Source organism: Microtetraspora malaysiensis (assembly GCF_001528665.1).
GTDB lineage: Bacteria > Actinomycetota > Actinomycetes > Streptosporangiales > Streptosporangiaceae > Microtetraspora_A > Microtetraspora_A malaysiensis.
In genome coordinates this window covers 20,720-41,299 of sequence record NZ_BBYJ01000045.1, presented here as the reverse complement: position 1 = coordinate 41,299, position 20,580 = coordinate 20,720, and the positions used below count along the sequence as shown (strand labels likewise).

Here is a 20,580-nt window from a genome sequence, read left to right as displayed (position 1 = left end):
CGATCGGAGCATGGCTGGCAGCCGCCACCGGGTCACGCACCGCCCGCGCCGGGGAACGTGTCACACTCTCCCGGCAACTCCCCCGCCTGCCCCACACCGCCCGCCTGTTCGCCTCCGGCCGCCTGTCATACGGGTATGCGGCGACGATCGCGTCCGCCACCCGCCACCTGGACGACGCCGAAACCGAACTGGCTGAGCCGATCCTGGTGGAGTTGGCGCAGGCGTCGGCGTCGACGGTGGAGGACGTGGCCCGCGCCGGCCACACCATCATCGAGACCATCGACCCGGACGGGAGGTTGGCGCGGGCGGCGGCCAAGACCGAACGCCAGCACCTGACGATCTCCGACACCACCGATGGGATGGGCCGCGTCAGCGGGCTGCTCGACCCGGAACTGAAGATGCAGCTGAAGACCTGGCTGGAACCGCTGGCGGTCAAAACCGACAGCACCGACCTGCGCAACCACGGCCGCCGTATGGCCGACGCCCTCGCCATCCGCCTGTCGCAGGGCGGCAGGCGCACCGTGATGCACGTGTCGGTGACCGAGCAGACCCTGACCGGGCAGTCGGAGGAGCCGGCCTTTCTGGAGGACGGCACCCCGATCCCCGCGCAGGACGCGCGCCGGATGGCCTACACCGCCGAACTACGCAGGGTGCTCCGCGACGCGGACGGCATCATGAAGGATTTCGGGCGGGCGCGCCGGCTGGCCTCGGCCGACCAGCGGGAAGCGATCTTGGCCATGTATCGGACCTGCTGCCGTGAAGGGTGTGACGTTCCCGCTTACTTGGCCGAGATCGACCACATCGAGCCCTGGTACCCGACCGGCCGCACCGATTTGGACAACCTGGCGCCGTTGTGTGCGGCGGACAACAAGTGGAAGTCCCGCCACCCGGACCGGGTAGAGGTGATCGATCAAGGGGACGGGACCGTGTCGATGCGGTTCCACCGGTACTCCAAGCTCCGCCCCCGACGCTGGACCGACAGACAGTGACCAACAATCACTGAACAACGACCTCATGACCCGCCACCGTGATCAGCGGGTTGCGAGCTGCGAACAGGGCTTGGCGAGCCGTGGCCTACCAGCCGTGATCAGCGAGGTTGATCGCGGCGGCCACCCGGTGATCCGCCCCTCACGGACCGGCCTGGCAGCATGCCCGAACTTGCTCATACGGGCTGCATTCACATGCCCGAACTGCATGCGCCAAGGCTGCACGCGTGGACGTGCGCGTGCCGGAGCTCCGCACGCGCCTGCCCCAGGCCGCCGCAGACGATGCGCGAACAGGCAGCGGCCCGGCGTGGCGATCGATCACCGGGGATCAGGCCCCCCACGGGCCGGCCCGGCAGCAAGCCAAGGATCCACGCGTCAGGCTGCACGCGCCGGAAGGCAGCGTGCTGGGGCACCCATGCCGGGGTTCCATGCGCCAGGGCTCCCGTTGGGGCCCCCTCCGAGACAGTGGGCGGGCAGGCAATGATCGATTGCACACGCCGAGAGGCGAAGCGAGGGGAGGGTCGCCCTTGTCCGCGAGGGCTTCGCGTTACTGCTGGTCAGCACGTCGATCAGGTCGACTGCGCGAGTGGCGGTCAGGTCACGTACGGCACCGGCGTAAGGCCGGAGATGTTCAGATCGGGTGGCAGGCGTTCCCGTCCGGCGGTGTGGTCAGCCTGGCCAGGTCGAGGTTGAGCCAGGAGGCGACCTGGGGGGGATGGTGAGCGTAGGAAAGCTGTCAATAATCCCCATGGCGGCGTAGGAAAGCCGTCAAGACGGGGCGAAGGCTCCCAAACTCCGCGATTTGCTTGCTTTGGGGCTGCTCACCTGGGCGGCCCGAGGCACTCATCCGGCATCTGAGGAGTGGGGATGGCAGACGTCATCTTCGTCGCCCTGACGATCGCGATCTTCGCGGTTCTCGGGCTCGTCGTGAAGGCGGTGGAACGGCTGTGAGCGCCGTCAACGCGACCGGTCTGGTCGTGGTCATCGGCCTGGTGGTCTTCATGATCGCGGCCCTGCTGTTCCCGGAGCGGTTCTGATGTCGCCGACCGTGGCGGGGATCGTTTTCATCGCGTCCCTGATCGTCGCCCTCGCGATCACGCACCGGCCGCTCGGCGACTACATGTACCGCGTCTACACCGGCACCAGACATCTCGCCGTCGAGCGGCTGATCTACCGCCTCATCGGTGTGCGGCCCGACACCGAGCAGCGCTGGACGGTGTACGCCCGTTCGGTGCTGGCGTTCTCGGCGGTGTCGATCCTGCTCCTGTACGCGTTCCAGCGCCTGCAGGACAAGCTGTTCCTGTCGCTGGGCTTCGGCCCGGTACCCGATCACATCGCGTGGAACACGGCCGTCAGCTTCGTGACCAACACCAACTGGCAGGCGTACTCGGGTGAGTCCACGATGGGCCATCTGGTGCAGATGGCGGGCCTGGCCGTGCAGAACTTCGTCTCCGCGGCGGTGGGGATGTCGGTCGCGATCGCGCTGGTACGCGGTTTCGCCAGGAAGCGGACCGACGAACTGGGCAACTTCTGGGTCGATCTGGTGCGCGGCTCGCTCCGTATCCTGCTGCCCATCGCCTTCGTCGGCGCGTTGGTGCTGGTCGCGGGCGGCCTGATCCAGAACTTCGCCGAGCCGCACGCGGTCGCGACGGTGGCGGGCGGGCACCAGACGCTCACCGGCGGCCCGGTGGCCAGCCAGGAGATCATCAAGGAGCTGGGCACCAACGGCGGCGGCTTCTACAACGCGAACTCCTCCCACCCGTTCGAGAACGCGACGAACTGGACCAACTGGGTCGAAATCTTCGCGATCCTGCTCATCCCCTTCGCGCTGCCGCGCACGTTCGGGCAGATGGTCGGCGACCGGCGGCAGGGGTACGCGATCCTCGCGGTCATGGGCGTGCTGGCCCTGGCCAGCGTGAGCGCGCTGACGGCGCTGGAGCTCGCGCACGGCGGGACCGTGCCGCAGGCGGTCGGGGCCGCGATGGAGGGCAAGGAAGCCAGGTTCGGCGTGGCCAACTCCGGCACCTTCGCCGCCGCCACGACGCTGACGTCGACCGGCGCGGTGAACTCCTTCCACGACTCCTACACCGCGCTCGGCGGCATGATCGCGATGGGCAACATGATGCTCGGGGAGGTCGCGCCCGGAGGCGTCGGCTCGGGTTTGTACGGCATGCTCGTCCTCGCGGTGATCACCGTCTTCGTGGCGGGGCTGATGGTCGGCCGGACGCCGGAGTACCTGGGCAAGAAGATCGGCGCCCGGGAGATCAAGCTCGCCTCGCTGTACTTCCTGACCACCCCGGCGCTCGTCCTGATCGGCACGGCGCTGGCGATGGCGTCCCCGGAACAGCGCGCGAGCATGTTGAACGGCGGGCCGCACGGCCTGTCGGAGGTCCTCTACGCCTTCACCAGCGCGTCCAACAACAACGGCTCGGCGTTCGCCGGCCTGACGGTCAACACCCCCTGGTACGACACCGCGCTCGGCCTGTGCATGGCCTTGGGGCGGTTCCTGCCGATCGTGTTCGTTCTCGGACTGGCCGGCTCGCTGGCCCGGCAGGCGCCCACCCCGGCGTCGGCGGGCACGTTGCCCACCTATCGGCCGCAGTTCGTCGGCATGGTGGCCGGGGTCACGGTCATCCTGGTCGCTCTCACGTTCCTCCCCGCCCTGGCGCTCGGGCCGCTCGCAGAAGGAATCCACTGACATGTCAACACCCGCGCGGAAAGCGGCGGGCCGTTCCCCCGCACCCAGGAAAGGCCGGGTCGGCGGCGGCCTGCTCGACCCCAGGCAGATGATCCGCTCGCTGCCGGACGCGCTGCGCAAGCTCAACCCGGCGACGCTGTGGCGCAACCCGGTCATGTTCATCGTCGAGATCGGCGCGGTCTTCACGACCGTGCTGGCCATCGTGAATCCGTCGTTCTTCGCCTGGGCGATCGTGGTCTGGCTGTGGCTGACCGTGCTGTTCGCCAACCTGGCCGAGGCCGTGGCCGAGGGCCGGGGCAAGGCCCAGGCGGCGACGCTGCGCGCGGCCAAGCGCGACACCACCGCGCGCCGTCTGCGGGCCCCGGACGACCCGAGCGCCTGGGACACGATCGGAGCGACCGAACTGCGGCAGGGCGACGTCGTGGTCGTCGAGGCAGGGGAGATCATCCCGGGCGACGGCGACGTGATCGACGGCATCGCCTCGGTCGACGAGTCGGCGATCACCGGCGAGTCGGCCCCGGTGATCCGCGAGTCCGGTGGCGACCGGTCGGCCGTCACGGGCGGCACGAAGGTGCTCTCGGACCGGATCATCGTGCGGATCACCCAGAAGCCGGGGGAGAGCTTCATCGACCGGATGATCTCGCTGGTCGAGGGGGCCAACCGGCAGAAGACGCCCAACGAGATCGCGCTCAACATCCTGCTGGCCGCCCTGACGATCGTCTTCCTGGTCGCGACGGCGACGATGCAGCCGCTGGCGATCTACTCCAAGAGCGTCAACCCCGGCATCCCGGACTCCCCGGCGCTGACCGCGGACGGCGTCACCGGCGTGGTGCTGGTCTCGCTGGTGGTGTGTCTGATCCCGACCACGATCGGCGCGCTGCTGTCCGCGATCGGCATCGCGGGCATGGACCGGCTCGTCCAGCGGAACGTGCTCGCGATGAGCGGCCGGGCCGTGGAGGCGGCCGGCGACGTCAACACGCTGCTGCTGGACAAGACCGGCACCATCACGCTGGGCAACCGGCAGGCGTCGGAGTTCGTACCCGCGAGCGGCGTCAGCGCCGAGGAGCTCGCCACCGCCGCCCAGCTCGCGAGCCTCGCCGACGAGACGCCCGAGGGCCGCTCGATCGTCGTGTACGCCAAGGAGGCGCACGGCCTACGCGAGCGGCGGCCGGGCGAACTGGCGCACGCGGTGTGGGTGCCGTTCACCGCCCAGACCCGGATGTCGGGCGTGGACGTGGACGGCCGCCAGGTGCGCAAGGGCGCGGCCACCGCGGTCATGAAATGGGTGCGGGACGCGGGCGGGCACCCGACCGACGAGGTCGGACACCTGGTCGACGGGATCTCGGCGTCCGGCGGCACCCCGCTGGTGGTGGGCGAGATCGCGGACGGCAAGGCCCGCGTCCTGGGCGTGATCCACCTCAAGGACGTGGTCAAGGCCGGGATGCGGGAGCGGTTCGACGAGATGCGCCGGATGGGCATCCGCACTGTGATGATCACCGGGGACAACCCGCTGACGGCCCGGGCGATCGCGGATGAGGCCGGGGTGGACGACTTCCTGGCCGAGGCCACGCCGGAGGACAAGCTCGCGCTGATCAGGCGGGAGCAGGAGGGCGGCCGGCTGGTCGCGATGACCGGCGACGGCACCAACGACGCGCCCGCGCTCGCCCAGGCGGACGTCGGCGTGGCGATGAACACCGGTACGACCGCCGCCAAGGAAGCGGGCAACATGGTCGATCTCGACTCCAACCCCACCAAGCTCATCGAGATCGTCGAGATCGGCAAGCAGCTCCTGATCACGCGCGGCGCGCTGACCACGTTCTCGATCGCCAACGACATCGCGAAGTACTTCGCGATCATCCCGGCGATCTTCGCGGCGGTCTACCCCGGCCTGGGCGTGCTCAACGTGATGCGCCTGGCCAGCCCCCAGTCGGCGATCCTCTCGGCGGTGATCTTCAACGCGCTCGTCATCGTCGCGCTGATCCCGCTCGCCCTGCGCGGGGTGCGCTACCGGCCGTCCAGCGCCTCGAAGCTGCTCTCCCGCAACCTCTACGTGTACGGCCTCGGCGGCATTGTGGCGCCGTTCGTCGGAATCAAGCTCATCGACCTGTTCGTCCAGTTCATCCCGGGGATGTCGTGATGGAACGCATGCCAGGCTGGCTCCGCCAGCACATCGCCGCGTTGCGGGCGCTGCTCGTGCTGACCGTGCTCCTCGGAGTGCTCTACCCGCTCGCGGTCACCGGCGTCGCCCAGGCGCTCCTCAACGGCCGGGCCAACGGCTCACCCGTCGAGAAGGACGGCCGGGTCGTCGGGAGCGCCCTCATCGGCCAGTCCTTCACCGGCCCGGACGGCGCCCCGATCAGAAAGTACTTCCAGAGCCGGCCGAGCGCGGCCGGGGCCGGTTACGACCCCATGGCGAGCGGCGCGAGCAACCTCGGCCCCGAGAACGTCCTGGATGTGCTCGCGGTCCCCGGCGCCACGGACGCCCACGGCAAGCCGGACACCGGACGGCAGAGCCTGCTCACCCAGGTGTGCGCGCGCAGCCGCGCGGCCGGCGCGCTCGAAGGCGTGAGCGGCGCCCGGCCGTACTGCACGCCGGACGGCGTGGGCGCGGTCCTGAAGGTCTTCCCGGCCGTCGGCACGCCGACCCGGGTGGTCAGCGTCAACCAGGCGTGTCCGGCCGCGCCCTTCGTCGCCGAGTACCGGGGCGTGAAGGTGGAGTGCGGCCGGCCCGGCGAGGACTACTCGGCGGGGCGGACCGTCCCGGTGCGGGGGACGGCGCGGGCCGTCGTCCCGGCGGACGCGGTCACCGCGAGCGGCTCCGGCCTCGACCCGCACATCTCCGTCGCGTACGCGCGGCTCCAGGCGTCCCGCGTGGCGCGGGAGCGGGGGCTCCCGCTGGAGCGGGTCAGGCATCTGATCGACGAGAACACGTCCGGGCGGGCCCTCGGCTTCATGGGCGAGCCCGCGGTGAACGTCCTCACGCTCAACCTGGCGCTGGACAAGGGCTGACCGTGGGTCGGGGTCGCCCGCGGTGGGCGGCCCCAACCACACGCGGTCGCCGATCTGGACGCGGTAAGTAGACGCGAGAGTATCGGCCGGCCTCAACCACATGCGGTCACCGATCAAGAGCTGGGCGCGGGAAGTAGACGCGGGAAGCAGACGGGAAGTAACGGCCGGCCGCAACCGGGGCCGGTCGGTCGCCCTCCGGTCGAGCGCCGGGCGAAGCACGCAGCTCAACCCGCGTATCGCGGCCGTAGGAGAGTCACCTCTCAGGCGTGGCCGCTGAATTTCGCGGGTGTCCGGTTAAGCCACTTTCGCGGTGGAAGCTGGAAAGGTGCCGATTGCGGAGGTAATGCTGTAAGCATGGTGAGCCTCTTCGAATACGCGGGTGGGCACGAAGGTCTCCACCGGTTCAACGAGCACTTCTATCGCAGCGTCCTGGCCGACCCGCTGCTCCAGCCGCTGTTCGGTGCCGGGCGCGCCAGCCACGTCACGCACCTGACGGCCTTCACGGCCGAGTCCTTCGGCGGCCCCGATGCCTTCTCCCAGGACATGGGCGGGTTCCCCATGCTGATCGCGGCACACCGAGGCCTGAAGATCAGCGAAGAGCAGCGGCAGCGGTTCGTCGAGCTGTACCTGGCGGCCGCCGACAGTGCCGGGCTGCCGGACGACCCGGCGTTCCGCGATGCGCTGCGGTCCCACGTGGAGTTCGGCTCGCAGGTGGCCGTGCAGAACTCCCACGCGGAAAGCGACGATCAGTTGCATCCGCTGCGCGACGTCCCTCTTTGGGAGTGGCCCGGCCCGTCGGTGTAGCCCTTCATCGACGCCTCGATCCGGCTCTGGCTCCGCTCGCGGTCCGCGACTGGCTGGTGCCCCTCCCGCCACGGGCAACCCTTGCCGATACGCGCCCTAGTCGTCCGAGCCGGGAGCCGACGGCGGTACCTCGACGACGAAGAACAGGAAGGCGGGTTTGCGGGAAAGGTCATGGAAGCCGTCGGGGAACAGCTCACGGGCGGCCGGGTCGGGCTGCGGCTCGCTGATGACGGCAACGCGGAAACCGGCGGCGGTGAAGGCATCGGTCATCGCGTGCAACGGCTTGCGCCATAACCTCATCGGGTAGAGCTGCCCGTCGAATGGCCAATCGAAGCTGTAGCTGGTGGTCGCGAAGTAGTCAGGCCGAGGATCCTGGAACGTGTAGGCCACGAAAGGGTGGTCCACCGACGCGATCAGCCGGCCGCCGGGCCTGAGCACCCGCCGCAACTCGGCCAGCGTCGGCCCCCAGTCCTCCAGGTAGTGCAGCACCAGCGACGCGACCACGTCGTCGAACGCACCGTCGGCGAACGGCAGGGGGTCGCGCAGGTCGACCATGTGCAGGGCCGCGTCGGCACCCAGCCGCCGCCTGGCCAACGCCAGCATCCCGGTGCTGGCGTCGATGCCGGTGACGACCGCACCGCGGTCGCGTAGCGCGGCGGACAGGGGGCCGGAGCCGCAACCGGCGTCCAGGATCCGACGGCCGGCCACGTCTCCGGCGAGGGCTACCATCGCGGGTCGCGTGTAGTACCCGTTCACGAGGTTGTTCTCGTTGTCCGCCGAGTACGCCTCGGCGAAGCTGTCGTAGTCATTCACCTGGTCCCGATCCGCAGACGGGGCGAAGCTCTCGGGCACGTCGGTTACGCGTTCCATCGTCGCAGCCTAGATGATCAATTCCAAGGGATGCCTGCGGAGGGTGTGGGGTGGGCGGCGGCCGAAGCCACCGCGAGATGGTCAGGCGGCGGGCTGCCGGCCCTGGTTGTCGAGGTGGCAGCGGGCGGTCAGGCGTCAGGGTCGATTTCGGGGTGCGTGAACCGCACGGGCTTGCCCAGCGACCGGGCGTAGGCGATTTCGGCTCGGGTGCTGTCTCCGATGTAGTCGCCGACTACGAGCACCTCATCAGCGAGCCGGATCTTCGCCCGGTGCAGATCGTCGAGTCGAACCTTCAGCGCCTCGGCCTCGACAGGATCGGACCAAAGTTCGTGCGGCGACTTCATGTCACAGCCCGGTTTGACGACAATCTTTCCGGCTTTGGTCTCCCGCAGATCGGCCTCGTTCATCTCGGTCATGAAGCGGGTGGAGCCGCAGATCACGACGATACGCGGGAGGCTCAACAGCTTCTTCGCGTCGGCGAGCTTTTCCTCGGGGGTGAGCAGTTGCGGGTATGACACTGGTTCCTCCTGGTGGTGTGGTCCAAGGGGTGCCTGCGGAGACGAGAACGAAAGTGTCCAAGATCGTTTTGTGACGAACGACGTGGACACCCTCGCGACAGCACGCTATGTGACGACCGACGGCATGCTGAAGGAGCATCCCGACCTGGCGCCGTGGCGCCCGCCGGTCGGCATTACGCCCCGCCTGAGCGATGCCGAATTGGTCACCCTCGCCACGATGCAGGCCATACTCGGCTACACCTCCGAGGCCAAATGGCTCCGCCATGCCCGTGCCCACCTGCGCCACCTCTTCCCCTACCTGCCCCAGCAGCCCGGCTACAACAAGCGGCTGCGCAAGGCCGCCGGTCTGATGCGAAGCGTCAACCGGATCCTGGCCACCACCACCTCGGTGTGGAGCGATGACGTATGGGTCGTGGACTCCACCCCGGTGGAATGCGGCCGCTCCCGCGAGACCGTCAAACGCTCCGACCTGGCAGGTTGGGCCGAATGCGAGCTTCTGCGAGAGCGCCCCCGACAGACTCTCATCGGAGACAAGAACTACTTCGGCCGTGGTTTCGAACGCGAACTGTCCGAGCATGGAGTCCAGTTGCTGCGGCCTGCCCGTAAAGGTGAACGGGAACGGCCTGGCGCAGCCCTGTTCAAGCCGCCGCGACAGGTCATCGAATCGATCAACGAGACCTTCAAGGGACAGCTTGACCTCGAACGGCACCGAGGGCGCACACCCGGAGGTGTCATAGCCCGCGTCATGCAACGCATCCTCGCGCTGACCGCCGCGATCTGGCACAACGACGCCACCGGACAAACCGTCCTACGCTCACTGATCGCCTACGATCACTGACCCCTTGGAATAGATCATCTAGTGTTCACATGATCCGCCGGGCGGACCTTTGGTGCCGGGCCAGGCGCCGGGCTAGGTGCCGGGCCAGGCGAAGCGGTGGGTGTGGATCCCGAAATAGGTGAACGCCTCGGCCCGGGTGACCCCGGGGACCCGCTTGATGTGGTCGTTGAGGACGGCGAGGAGCTCGGCGGGCTCCTTGCACACGACCTCCACGAACATGTCGAACGAGCCGGACGTGAGCACCACGTAGATCACCCCGGACAGCTCGCTGATCCGGTCGGCCACGGTGTGCACGTCGCTCTCGACGCGTACGCCGATGAGCGCCATCACCGGAAGGCCCAGCGCCATCGGGTCGGTCACGCCGACGATCTGGACGGCGCCCTCGTCCCGCAGCCGCTGCACCCGCTGGCGTACGGCGGGGGCCGAGAGCCCCGTCGTCTCGGCGAGCGCCGTGTAGGACGCCCGACCGTCCCGCTGCAGCTCGCGCAGCAGGGTTCGGTCGATGTCGTCGAGGTGCACGCGGCTCATCGCACGAGTTCGGACACGGCGGACGCGAAAACCTCGTGGTGCAGGTCCACGTCGGCCTCGGTGGTGGCCGGGCACATCAGCGCCATGTTGTGGAACGGGGTGAGCAGCAGGCCGCGGTTGGCCAGGTAGACGTGCAGGTAGTCGTCCAGGTCGGGGTCGCCGGCCGCGTTGGACTCCCCGCCGTTGCGCGGCGCCGGGGCGGCGAAGCGGTACTCGGCGCGCGCGCCGAGCTGGGTGACCGACCAGGGGAGCGCGTGCTCGTCGATGACCCCCTGGACGCCCTTGGTGAAGCGGGTGGCCAGCTCGGTCATGGCGGCGAAGGCGTCGTCGGTGAGGACGTGCTCAAGAGTGGCGCGCATGGCGGCGACCGAGAGCGGGTTGCCGGCGAGCGTGCCGCCGACGCCGCCCATGTCGACCAGGTCGAGCCCGCTCATCTGATCGATCCGGGCCGCCACTTCGGCGGACAGCCCGTACCCGCCGCTGGGGATGCCGCCGCCGATGGCCTTGCCGATCGTGACGATGTCGGGGTCGAGCCCCCACGCGCCGGTGCAGCCGCCGGGACCGGCCGAGAACGTGTGCGTCTCGTCGTTGATGAGCAGGCTGCCGTACCGCCGGGTCAGCTCGCGCACGCCGTCGAGGTAGCCGGGCTCGGGCAGCACGATGCCGATGTTGGTGAGCGCGGGTTCCATGAGGACCGCGGCCACGTCGCCGTGGGCCAGCTCGCGCTCCAGCGCCGCCAGGTCGTTGAACTCCACCACCCGGGAGGTCACGGTCGGGTCGACGGGGGCGCCGACGTTGCCCTCGCGGGAGACCTGCTCGCCGTCCGGGCCGACCACGAGCAGCACCTCGTCGACGCTGCCGTGGTAGCAGTAGCTGTTCACCAGGATCTTGGGCCGGCCGGTGATCGCCCGCGCCAGGCGGATCGCCCAGCGGTTGGCGTCGGTCGCGGTCAGCGAGAAGCTCCAGTACGGCACGCCGAAGCGGCGGCCGAGCTCGGCGCCGACCCAGGTCGCGTCCTCGGTCGGCATCATCACGGTCGCGCCGCCGCGGCCCCCGAAGCGGTCGGCGACCGCGTCCACGGTGGCCTGCGGTGAGTGCCCGGCCATGGCGCCGGTGTCGCCCAGGCAGAGGTCCACGTACGTGTGGCCGTCCACGTCGGTGATCCGGGCGCCCCTGGCCTCGGCCAGATAGAGCGGGAAGCCGGCGGCGGTCTTGTTCATCCACGTCATCGGCACGCCGCCGAACAGGTGGGCGCGCGCCTGCTCGTACGCGGCGGCGGATCGGGGGTTGCGGTCGCGGAACGTCCGGCGCTCGCGGTCGAGCAGCTCGGCGAGACGGGCACGGTCGATCATGATCACTGCCTTAGAAAACGTCGAGAGAACCGGTTCCGGTCTGTGAATCTGAAGTCAACGTACCCCACGACGTTCGATTCTTCATAGGGGGAGTGGCGGGGAGGGGGTGGGGCCGGGGGATCAGGCCGGCTCCTCCGTGAGGTCCGTGTCCGGTGTGATGTCCCGCGTGATGTCCCGGGGGAGGGGCACGGTGGGGTGCTCCGCGCCGGTGCCGTCCGGCGGCGACCCGAGCGGACCGAGCGGCCCGGGCGACTCGACCGGCCCGAGCGGTTCGAGTAGCCCGCGCGGTCCGCGCGGGCCGCCGAGTGCGCGCAGCGTCCCGCGCAGCCCGTCGACGATCGCCGCGAGTCCGACCTCGAACGAGAGGTCGGCGGGCGGGCGGCCATGGGCCGCCGAGGCCGCGTCGCGGGCGCGTACGGCCGCCGCGAAGGAGGGTGCCTCGGACGAGAGCGGCCCGCAGTCGAACATGTCGGGCGGGGCCACCATGTCGAGCGCGGAGCCGAGGATGAACGACTCGACCGACACCATGACCGGGATGATCATCTCGCCGGGCCAGCCCCCGCGCTGCAACCCGGAGACGACCTGGTCGTACATCCGCAGGGTGCGCAGGGCGCCGGTGATCGGGAGGGTGGCCAGTAGCGATATGGCCGGCGGATGGGCGGCGAAGGTGTCGCGGTAGCCGTGCGCCCACACGATCAGCGCCTCGTCCCACGGCAGCCGGGCGAACATCGAGGCGTCGATCGAGTCGGAGACCAGTTCGCGGACCGCGGCCAGGATGTCGTCCTTGCCGTCCACGTGGTTGTAGAAGGAGGAGGGCCGCACGCCGAGCCGCTTGGCGAGCGCGGCGAGGGAGAACCCGTCGGCGCCCGCGTCGTCGATGAGGCCCAGGGCGGCCCGCGCGATGATCTCCCTGCTCAGCACCGGTGTGGCCGGTCGGCCCGCCCGTCTTCTCATTTCCTCGGCCGACCCCTTCCGCTTTGGCCTCCGGACAACTTATCCTTCCGGCACTAAACGAACGTCATTCTTTTTGGACGGCGATGTCACGCACTCTTTTCCGCAACGGCACCATCTGGACCGGCACCGGACACACCGCCACCGCCCTCACCGTGCGGGACGGCCGCATCGAGGCCGTCGGGGCCGAGGCTCTCGCCGCCCAGCCAGATGCCGACCAGGTCGTCGACCTTGAGGGCGGGCTGCTGCTGCCCGCCTTCGGCGACGGGCACTGCCACCCCGACCACGCCGGGTTCGAGGCGATGGGCCCGGAGATCAGGGACCGGGCCAGTGTGGAGGAGATCGTCGAGGCGGTCCGCGAGTACGCGCTCGCGCACCCGGAGGACGAGTGGATCATCGGCGCCAGCTACGACTCGACCCTGGCCCCCGAGGGCGTGTTCGACGCCCGCTGGCTGGACGCCGCCGTACCGGACCGGCCCGTCGTCCTGCGCGCCTGGGACTACCACACGGTGTGGTGCAACACCGAGGCCATGCGGCGGTCCGGCGTGAACGCCGCCACGCCGGACACGGAGCGCGGCCGCTTCGCCCGCCGCGCCGACGGCGAACCGCTCGGCACGATGTACGAATGGGACGCGGTGGAGGCCGTGCTGCGCGCCGCGCCCGCCCGCACCACCGAGGACCTGGTCCGGGCGCTCCAGATCGCCACCGAGGCCTACGCGGCGGCCGGCGTCACCTGGATCCAGGACGCCTGGGTGGAGCACACCTCCGTGGACGCGTACGTCGAGGCGGCCCGCCGCGGCGTGCTCGCCACCCGGGTGAACCTCGGCCTGCGCGCCGACCCCGAACGCTGGCGCGAGCAGCTCGCCGAGTTCGCCGCCGACCGGGAGCGCGTCCGCGCGCTGGGCGGCGACCGGCTCACCGCCAACACCGTCAAATTCTTCGTCGACGGCATCCTGGAGAACCGCACCGCGTCGCTGCTCGCGCCGTACAGCGACGACCCGTGCACGCGCGGCATGCCCGTCTGGCCGTACGAGGAGCTGGTCGAGGCGTTCACCGCGGTGGACGCGCTGGGCCTGCAGGCGCACCTGCACGCGATCGGCGACGCGGGCGTGCGGGCCGCGCTGGACGCGGTCGAGCGCGTGACGCGGGTCAACGGGCCCCGGAACCGGCGGCCGGTCATCGCCCACGTGCAGCTCCTGGACGAGGTGGACCTGCCGCGCTTCGCCCGGCTCGGGGTGATCGCGAACCTCCAGCCCCTGTGGGCGCGCACCGACGCCGCGATGAAGGAGCTGACCTTCCCGCGGATCGGCGCCGAGCGCGCCCGCCGGCAGTACCTCATCGGCTCGCTGCTGCGCGCCGGGGTGACGGTGGCCTTCGGGAGCGACTGGCCGGTGAGCGACCACCGCCCGCTGGCCGGGCTGCCGGTCGCGGTGACCCGCGAGAACGCGGAGCGGAAGCCGGCCGGCGGCTGGCTGCCCGAGGAGCGCGTCGGCTTCGACGCCGCCCTGTCCGCATACACGGCCGGTGTGGCCTACCAGGCGTTCGCCGAGGAGGAGCGCGGCCTGCTGGTCCCCGGCATGGCCGCCGACCTGGTCTGGCTCGACGCCGACATACGCCTGATGGATCCGCACGACGTCGCGCTCCGGTCGGCCGTTCGCGGCACGTGGATGTCCGGCGCGCGAATCCACCCCCCTTCCGACAGGAGAAGCGCTCAATGAACCAATCCGCCGCCCCCTCGGGGCTGAAGCGGGTCCTCGGCGTGCCGGGCCTGACGCTCTTCGGGCTCACCTACCTCGCCCCGGTGGCCGTCTTCACGACGTACGGCACGGTCGCGCAGACCACCAAGGGCCACCTGCCGTCGGCGTACGTGGTCGCCCTCGTGGTCATGCTGTTCACGGCGATCAGCTACGGCCGGATGGCGCGGGCGTATCCGACCGCCGGGTCGGCGTACACCTACACGCAGCAGACCTTCGGCGGGCACGTCGGTTTCATGACCGGCTGGACACTGATGCTCGACTACCTCTTCCTCCCGATGATCAACTTCCTGCTCATCGGGATCTACCTGAACAGCCAGTTCCCCGCCGTGCCGCAATGGGCGTTCACGCTGGCCGCGCTGCTCGTCGTGTTCGGGCTCAACGTCCTCGGCATCACCGTGATGAGCCGGGTCAACGTGGTGGTCGTCGGCGCCTCCGTGGTGCTGATCCTCGTGTTCGTCGCGCTGGCGCTCAAGCACCTGTCGGGCCAGCCCTCCCCGGCGCCCTTCGAGGTCTTCACGCCCGGCGAGGGCGTGTTCGCCGGCGCGGCCATCCTGGCGCTGAGCTTCCTCGGGTTCGACGCCGTCTCCACGCTGTCGGAGGAGGCCAGGGAGCCGCGCCGCGACATCCCGCGGGCGATCGTGCTGACCACGCTGATCGGCGGGCTGCTGTTCGTCCTGGTCGCGTGGATGGGCGGGCTGACCCACCCCGGGTACGGCGACTTCGCCAACCCCGACACCGCCGGCGTGGACATCATGGCCGCGCTGGGCGGCGCCGCGTTCGAGACGATCTTCGTGGGCATCTACGTGATCGGCGCCTTCGGGTCGGCGATGACCACGCAGGCGAGCGTCTCCCGCATCCTGTACTCCATGGGACGGGACGGCGTGCTGCCCAAGCGCGTCTTCAGCCTGCTGCACCCGCGCTTCAAGTCGCCGATCTTCGCGGTGTCCGTCGTGTCCGTGGTGTCGCTCGTCGCGCTCTTCATCAGCCTGGACCACGCGGTCGTGATGGTGAACTTCGGCGCGCTGATCGCCTTCTCGATGGTCAACCTCACCGTGATCAAGCACTACGTCGTGGACGGCGGGCGGCGCTCGGCGCGCGACCTGTTCCACTACGGCCTGCTGCCGCTGGTGGGCTTCGCCCTGACGGTCTGGCTGTGGACGAGCCTGTCGGGCGTGACCTTCCAGGTCGGGCTGGTCTGGATGGCCGTCGGCCTGGTCTACCTCGTCGGCCTCACCCGGTTCTTCCGCCGCAGGCCCCCGATGATGACCTTCTCCGACGCCGACCCGGTCACCACCTGATCCGCTCCTGATCCACGCGATCGCTTGATCGGAGGCGTCTGAAGTCCACTCCGCCGGGGCTCCTTCCATCGGGGCCCCGGCGTCGCAGATCGGCTACGACGACAGGGTGAACCCCTCGTAGTCCTTCGCGGCGACCTCGTCGCATTTCTGCCGGTAGACCCCGACGCCGCCGCAGTAGGGCAGGATGACGCGCGGCTTGCCGGGGACGTTCGCCCCCATGAACCAGGAGTCGGCGGTGGGATAGAGCGTGAGGTCGCCCACCTCCTTCACGTGCTCGACCCACGCGTCCTCGGCCTCCACGGTCGCGTCGATCGACGCGAAGCCGCGCCGGCGCAGGAACGCGACGCAGTCCGCTATCCACTCGACGTGCTGTTCGATGGACACCACCATGTTGCTGAGCACGGACGGGCTGCCCGGGCCGGTGACGATGAACAGGTTGGGGAAGCCGGCCGTGCCGATGCCGAGATAGGTCCGGGGGCCCTCGGCCCACTTCTCCCTCAGGGACCTGCCGCTCTTCCCCCGGATGTCGATGGACAGCAGGGCGCCGGTCATGGCGTCGAAGCCGGTCGCCAGCACGATGTCGTCGAACTCGTGCTCCCCTTCCGTGGTCCGGATCCCCTTTGGGGTGATCTCCACGATCGGGGACCGCCGGAGATCGACGAGGGTGACGTCGTCCCGGTTGTACGTCGCGTAATAGCCGGAGTCGAGGCAGGGGCGCTTGGTGCCGACGGGATGGTCCGTCGGCGACAACGCCGAGGCCACGTCCGGGTCGGCCACGATCTCGCGGATCTTGCCGCGGATGAACTCGGCCGCGGTGTCGTTGGCCCTCCTGTCGAAGAGGATGTCGGTGTAGGAGATCAGGATGTCGACGAGGTTGCCCTTCTCCCAGCTCTCCTGGTATCGCCGCTCCCGTTCCTCGGGCCGTACGTCCAACGCGGACTTCACCGGGAAGTCGACGGGAATGCCGAAGACCGACTCGCGGGCCAGCCGCCGATGTTCGGGGTACTCCGCCTTCCTGGTCCGCTGCGTCTCGGGATCGAGGGGGACGTTGCGGGCCGGCATGCTGAAGTTCGGCGTCCGCTGCAAGACGGTCAGATGAGCGGCCTGCTCGGCGATGATCGGGATGGACTGGATGCCGGAGGAGCCGGTCCCGATGACGGCGACCCGCCGCCCGGTGAAGTCGACGCCCTCGTGCGGCCAGCGACCGGTGTGGTGGCAGTCGCCCTCGAACCGCTCCAGCCCCTCGACCTCGGGGCCCTTCACGGCGGACAGGCAGCCGGTCGCCATGACGAGGAACTGCGCCGACACGGTCTGCCCGGCGTCCTCCTCGGAGTCCGTCCCGAGGCCATCCCCGGCGACCTGCGCGGCGCCTTCCCCGGGCTCCGTACGGATCATCCAGCGGCTCGCCGCCTCGTCGAAGCGGGCGGCCGCCACCCGTGTGCCGAGCCGGATGTCGCGGCGCAGGTCGAACCGGTCGGCGACGTGCTCGATGTACCGCAGGAGCTCCGGCTGGCTCGGGTACTTCTCCGTCCAGACCCACTCCTGTTCGAGCTCGGGGGAGAAGGAGTAGGAGTACTCCATGCTCTCGATGTCACAGCGCGCGCCGGGGTAGCGGTTCCAGTACCACGTGCCGCCGACGCCGGCGGCGGCCTCGTACACGCGTACGCGCAGTCCGAGCCGCCGCAGGCGGTGGAGCGTGTACAGGCCGGCCAGTCCCGCCCCCACCACGACCGCGTCGAAGTGGGCCGCGGCCGTCTCGTCGCGCGCCATGAATCACCTCGCTGGTGAATCCGGAGGCCGGGCCGACCCCTCGCCGCCTTCGTCCGGGGATGTGATCTACCTCACGAACGTAAGACGCCTGACGAATCCCGTCAACGTCGGCGAAAGTGGCATATGTCCGGACCCGCTCAGCCGCGTTCGAGCAGGACCGCGACGCCGTCCAGCATGCGGTGCAGGCCGAACTCGAAGATGTTCTCCGGCTCGGACGCCTCGAACGCCTCGGCGCCGAACTCCGACACCATCGGCAGGCGGGGGTCGCGCATGGTGCGCTCGAACGCCTCCTGCCGGGCGGCCGCCCACTGCCGCCGCGTGTGGCGCGTCCTGCGCGCGGCCTGCGCCTCGTAGGCGAGCGGCACTGCGGCGCTCTGCAGGTACGTGCCGATCATGATGGCGATCTGGACGAGGGTGGCGAAGCCGAGGCCGTGGCCGTCCAGCGCGCGCATCCGCCAGTCGGTGTAGGCCAGCAGGTTCGGCGCGTTCGGCGGGCGCGTGGTGGCGGCGGCCAGATGTGACAGCCAGGGGTGCGCGCGGTAGAGGGCCCACTCCTCGCGCGCGGACAGCTCCAGCTTGGCCCGCCAGCCGTCGGGACCGGGCTCCGGCAGGGGCCGCGCGCCGAAGGCGGCGTCCACCATCAGGTCGTTGAGCTCCTCGCGGCCGGCCACGTACCGGTACAGCGACATCACGCCGACCCCGAGGTCGCCGGCGAGGCGGCGCATCGACACGGCGCCGGCCCCCTCCCGATCGGCCACCGCGACGGCCGCCCGCACGATGACGTCCTGGTCCAGGCCGGCTTCGGCGACCTCGGGCGTCCGCCGCGCCTCCACGGTGGCCGGGCGGTCGGCGACCCGCGCCCGGTACGCCCGGGCGCTGCAGGCGCGGGAGCAGTACCGCCGGGGACGTCCCCGCACGCTGGGCCGCAACGCGCGCCCGCACATCTCGCATGTCGCCACGGTCGCCGTCCTCTTTTCGTCACGGAGCTATTTCGTGTCGAAATTATAAAGCATCCTGGCTAATAAGGCATTAAGCAAATTGATGTACGGTGTATTTATGACTCGTGCACTGTACGACGAGCGCGTGACGAACTCCGTCACCGCCGCACTTGAGCTCCATCACGTGACAAAGCGCCACGGCGCGGGCGCCGCCGCCGTGACCGCGCTGGACCGGGTGTCCCTGTCCATCCCGCGCGGCACGTTCACCGCCGTCATGGGCCCGTCGGGGTCGGGAAAGAGCACGCTGCTGCACTGCGCTGCGGGGCTCGACCGGCCGGACTCCGGGGCCGTGGTCCTCGACGGGCGTGACCTGACCGGCCTGGACGAGACGGCGCTGACCCGGTTGCGGCGCGAGCGCATGGGCTTCGTCTTCCAGTCGTTCAACCTGGTGCCCACGCTGACCGTGGCGCAGAACGCGGTGCTGCCCCTGGAGTTCGCCGGTCGCCCGGCCGACGGCCAGCGGGTACGCGGGCTGCTCGGGCGGCTGGGGCTCGGCGACCGGATCGACCACCGCCCGGCTGAGTTGTCCGGCGGGCAGCAGCAGCGGGTGGCCATCGCCCGCGCGCTGCTCTCCCAACCGGCGATCATCTTCGCCGACGAGCCGACCGGCGCCCTCGACACCCAGGCCGCACGCGAGGTGCTCGGCATCCTGCGCGAGGCGGTGACCGCGTCCGGGCAGACGATCGTGATGGTGACGCACGACCCGGTGGCGGCCGCGTACGCCGACTCGGTGGTGTTCTTCGCCGACGGGCGGATCGTGGACCACCTGGCGCGGCCGGACGCGGGGGCGGTGGCCGCGCGGATGGCCCGCCTCTCGGCGAGGGGGGCCGCCTGATGAGCGGCCTGACGAGCTGGAGGCTGGCGTTCGCCACGGTGCGGGCGCACCGGGGGTCGTACCTGGCGTCGGCCGGGGTGACGCTGGCCGGCACCGCGCTGCTCACCGCGTTCGCGAGCCTGCTGGAGACCGGGCTGACGACCGGACGCGACAGCGGATTCCTGATCATGCTGCCCGCGATCCTGGGCGGCTGGACCGTGGCGATCGTGGGGTTCGGGGTGGTCTCGACCGTGTCCCTGACGATCCAGCACAGGGAGCGGGAGCTGGCGCTGCTGCGCGCGATCGCCGCCACCCCGCGGCAGGTCCGGCGGAACGTCCTGCGGGAGACCATGATCGCGGCCGTCCCCGCGATCGCGGCGGGGGTGGCGCCCGGCGTGGGGCTGGGCGCGATCGTCCTCGGACGGCTGGTCGACGCCGGGCTGGTCGCGGACGGCACCACGGTCCAGGTGGGCTGGCGGGGCGTCGCGCTCGTGGCGGGCATGTCGCTGCTGACCGCGGTGGGGGCCGCTCTGATCTCCAGCCGGCGCGCCGTCTCGATCCCGCCCGTGCGCGCGCTGGCGGCGGCGGCCCCGCAGCCCGCACGGGCTCTGGGCCGCGGCCGGGTGCTCGCCGGGGCGGCGCTGCTGGCCGTGGGCCTCGCGCTGTCCTGCGGGACGCTTTTCATGGAGAACGGCCCGCTGCTGTCGAGCACGGCGGGGCCGGCGGGCGTCGCGGTCGCCGTCGGGCTCGCCCTGCTCAGCCCGGCGGCCCTGCGGCCGGTCAGATTGCTGTCGGACGCCCGGCTGGGCGCGACCGTGCGGCTGGCCGCGCGCAACCTCCAGGCCGGGGCCCGGCAGGGCGGCGCCGTCGCGGCGCCGCTGATCCTCCTGGTCGGCATCGCCGGGGGGACGCTCTACATGCAGTCCACCGAGGACAGCGTCATCCACAGGGGCGATGACGTGAGTGCGCAGCTCGCTCCGGTGAACTACCTGGTCGTCGCCATGATCATCGCGTTCACGGCGATCGTGGTGGTCAACACCCTGATCGCGGCCACCCGGCGGCGCCGCCGGGAGTTCGGCCTGCTGCGGCTGTCGGCGGCCACCCGGCGGCAGGTGCTGTGGATGGTCGCCGCCGAGGGCGGGATCACGGCGATCCTGGCGGTCGTGCTCGGCACGGTCGCCGTCGCCGCGACGACCGTGCCGTACAGCCTGGTCAAGACCGGATCGCCGATCGCCACGGGGCCGGGGTGGATGTACGCCGCCATCATCGGGGCGGCGCTCCTGCTCGTGCTGGTCGCCACGATCCCGACCGCCGTGTCCGCGCTGCGGGTCCGCCCGGTCGAGGCCCTGAACTCGGTGTGAGCCCGCGTGCCCCGGCCGGGCGGAGCCG

At 70.5% G+C, this 20,580-nt stretch carries 18 protein-coding genes; 11 read left to right on the top strand and 7 right to left on the bottom strand.

The window, feature by feature from the left end:
- The 6 genes from AWQ71_RS38420 to AWQ71_RS38395 form a co-directional block, all read left to right on the top strand.
- The coding region (locus AWQ71_RS38420) for an HNH endonuclease signature motif containing protein (protein ID WP_157570839.1) at window positions 1-989 on the top strand (989 nt) is incomplete at its 5' end.
- Between the two features lie 944 nt (window positions 990-1,933).
- Window positions 1,934-2,023, top strand: coding sequence for a K(+)-transporting ATPase subunit F (gene kdpF, locus AWQ71_RS38415; protein WP_067143887.1), 90 nt, complete (start codon window positions 1,934-1,936; stop codon window positions 2,021-2,023).
- Complete coding sequence (gene kdpA / locus AWQ71_RS38410; protein ID WP_067143885.1) at window positions 2,023-3,684, top strand: potassium-transporting ATPase subunit KdpA; 1,662 nt, start codon at window positions 2,023-2,025, stop codon at window positions 3,682-3,684. The genes kdpF and kdpA overlap by 1 nt, the downstream gene beginning before the upstream one ends.
- 1 nt (window position 3,685) lies before the next feature.
- Window positions 3,686-5,821, top strand: coding sequence for a potassium-transporting ATPase subunit KdpB (gene kdpB, locus AWQ71_RS38405; RefSeq protein WP_067143883.1), 2,136 nt, complete (start codon window positions 3,686-3,688; stop codon window positions 5,819-5,821).
- Window positions 5,821-6,693: a potassium-transporting ATPase subunit C gene (locus tag AWQ71_RS38400; protein ID WP_067143881.1), complete on the top strand. Its 873-nt coding sequence runs from the start codon at window positions 5,821-5,823 to the stop codon at window positions 6,691-6,693. Before kdpB ends, AWQ71_RS38400 begins: the two co-directional genes overlap by 1 nt.
- Before the next feature lie 354 nt (window positions 6,694-7,047).
- Window positions 7,048-7,497 carry a group II truncated hemoglobin gene (locus tag AWQ71_RS38395; RefSeq protein ID WP_067143879.1) on the top strand — a complete coding sequence of 150 codons (450 nt, stop codon included), beginning with the start codon at window positions 7,048-7,050 and terminating at the stop codon, window positions 7,495-7,497.
- A 96-nt stretch (window positions 7,498-7,593) separates the two neighbouring features.
- Here AWQ71_RS38395 and AWQ71_RS38390 read toward each other — a convergent pair whose 3' ends face one another.
- Window positions 7,594-8,367, bottom strand: coding sequence for a class I SAM-dependent methyltransferase (locus tag AWQ71_RS38390; RefSeq protein ID WP_067143877.1), 774 nt, complete (start codon window positions 8,365-8,367; stop codon window positions 7,594-7,596).
- Between the two features lie 128 nt (window positions 8,368-8,495).
- Window positions 8,496-8,975 carry a TIR domain-containing protein gene (locus tag AWQ71_RS38385; protein WP_245658944.1) on the bottom strand — a complete coding sequence of 160 codons (480 nt, stop codon included), beginning with the start codon at window positions 8,973-8,975 and terminating at the stop codon, window positions 8,496-8,498.
- Between AWQ71_RS38385 and AWQ71_RS38380 the strand changes: the two genes are divergently transcribed.
- A complete protein-coding gene (locus AWQ71_RS38380; RefSeq protein WP_067143873.1) occupies window positions 8,956-9,723 on the top strand; it encodes a transposase in 768 nt (255 codons plus the stop codon). The two genes, AWQ71_RS38385 and AWQ71_RS38380, sit on opposite strands and share 20 nt — an antisense overlap.
- Window positions 9,724-9,795: 72 nt before the next feature.
- Here the strand turns inward: AWQ71_RS38380 and AWQ71_RS44540 are convergent, their stop codons facing one another.
- The 3 genes from AWQ71_RS44540 to AWQ71_RS38365 all read right to left on the bottom strand — a co-directional run bounded on the left by AWQ71_RS44540 (window position 9,796) and on the right by AWQ71_RS38365 (window position 12,557).
- Window positions 9,796-10,251, bottom strand: a complete 456-nt coding sequence (locus tag AWQ71_RS44540) for an Lrp/AsnC family transcriptional regulator (protein WP_067143871.1) — start codon at window positions 10,249-10,251, stop codon at window positions 9,796-9,798.
- Entirely contained in the window at window positions 10,248-11,603 is a 1,356-nt protein-coding gene (locus AWQ71_RS38370) for a transaminase (RefSeq protein ID WP_067143891.1), read from the bottom strand. Before AWQ71_RS38370 ends, AWQ71_RS44540 begins: the two co-directional genes overlap by 4 nt.
- Before the next feature lie 120 nt (window positions 11,604-11,723).
- Window positions 11,724-12,557: a TetR/AcrR family transcriptional regulator gene (locus AWQ71_RS38365; protein ID WP_157570838.1), complete on the bottom strand. Its 834-nt coding sequence runs from the start codon at window positions 12,555-12,557 to the stop codon at window positions 11,724-11,726.
- An 83-nt stretch (window positions 12,558-12,640) separates the two neighbouring features.
- On the opposite strand from AWQ71_RS38365, the gene AWQ71_RS38360 reads away from it, so the two are divergent.
- Together AWQ71_RS38360 and AWQ71_RS38355 are read left to right on the top strand one after the other, a co-directional pair.
- A complete protein-coding gene (locus tag AWQ71_RS38360) occupies window positions 12,641-14,272 on the top strand; it encodes an amidohydrolase (RefSeq protein WP_067143867.1) in 1,632 nt (543 codons plus the stop codon).
- Window positions 14,269-15,609, top strand: a complete 1,341-nt coding sequence (locus AWQ71_RS38355; protein ID WP_067143865.1) for an APC family permease — start codon at window positions 14,269-14,271, stop codon at window positions 15,607-15,609. Before AWQ71_RS38360 ends, AWQ71_RS38355 begins: the two co-directional genes overlap by 4 nt.
- A gap of 93 nt (window positions 15,610-15,702) precedes the next feature.
- Here the strand turns inward: AWQ71_RS38355 and AWQ71_RS38350 are convergent, their stop codons facing one another.
- Both AWQ71_RS38350 and AWQ71_RS38345 read right to left on the bottom strand, forming a co-directional pair.
- Entirely contained in the window at window positions 15,703-17,379 is a 1,677-nt protein-coding gene (locus tag AWQ71_RS38350; RefSeq protein ID WP_067143863.1) for a flavin-containing monooxygenase, read from the bottom strand.
- Between the two features lie 137 nt (window positions 17,380-17,516).
- Window positions 17,517-18,338: a TetR/AcrR family transcriptional regulator C-terminal domain-containing protein gene (locus tag AWQ71_RS38345; RefSeq protein WP_157570837.1), complete on the bottom strand. Its 822-nt coding sequence runs from the start codon at window positions 18,336-18,338 to the stop codon at window positions 17,517-17,519.
- A 97-nt stretch (window positions 18,339-18,435) separates the two neighbouring features.
- On the opposite strand from AWQ71_RS38345, the gene AWQ71_RS38340 reads away from it, so the two are divergent.
- Window positions 18,436-19,212: an ABC transporter ATP-binding protein gene (locus tag AWQ71_RS38340; RefSeq protein WP_067143858.1), complete on the top strand. Its 777-nt coding sequence runs from the start codon at window positions 18,436-18,438 to the stop codon at window positions 19,210-19,212.
- On the top strand, window positions 19,212-20,552 hold the full coding sequence (locus AWQ71_RS38335) for an ABC transporter permease (RefSeq protein ID WP_067143856.1): 1,341 nt from the start codon (window positions 19,212-19,214) through the stop codon (window positions 20,550-20,552). The genes AWQ71_RS38340 and AWQ71_RS38335 overlap by 1 nt, the downstream gene beginning before the upstream one ends.
- Window positions 20,553-20,580 lie beyond the last annotated feature (28 nt).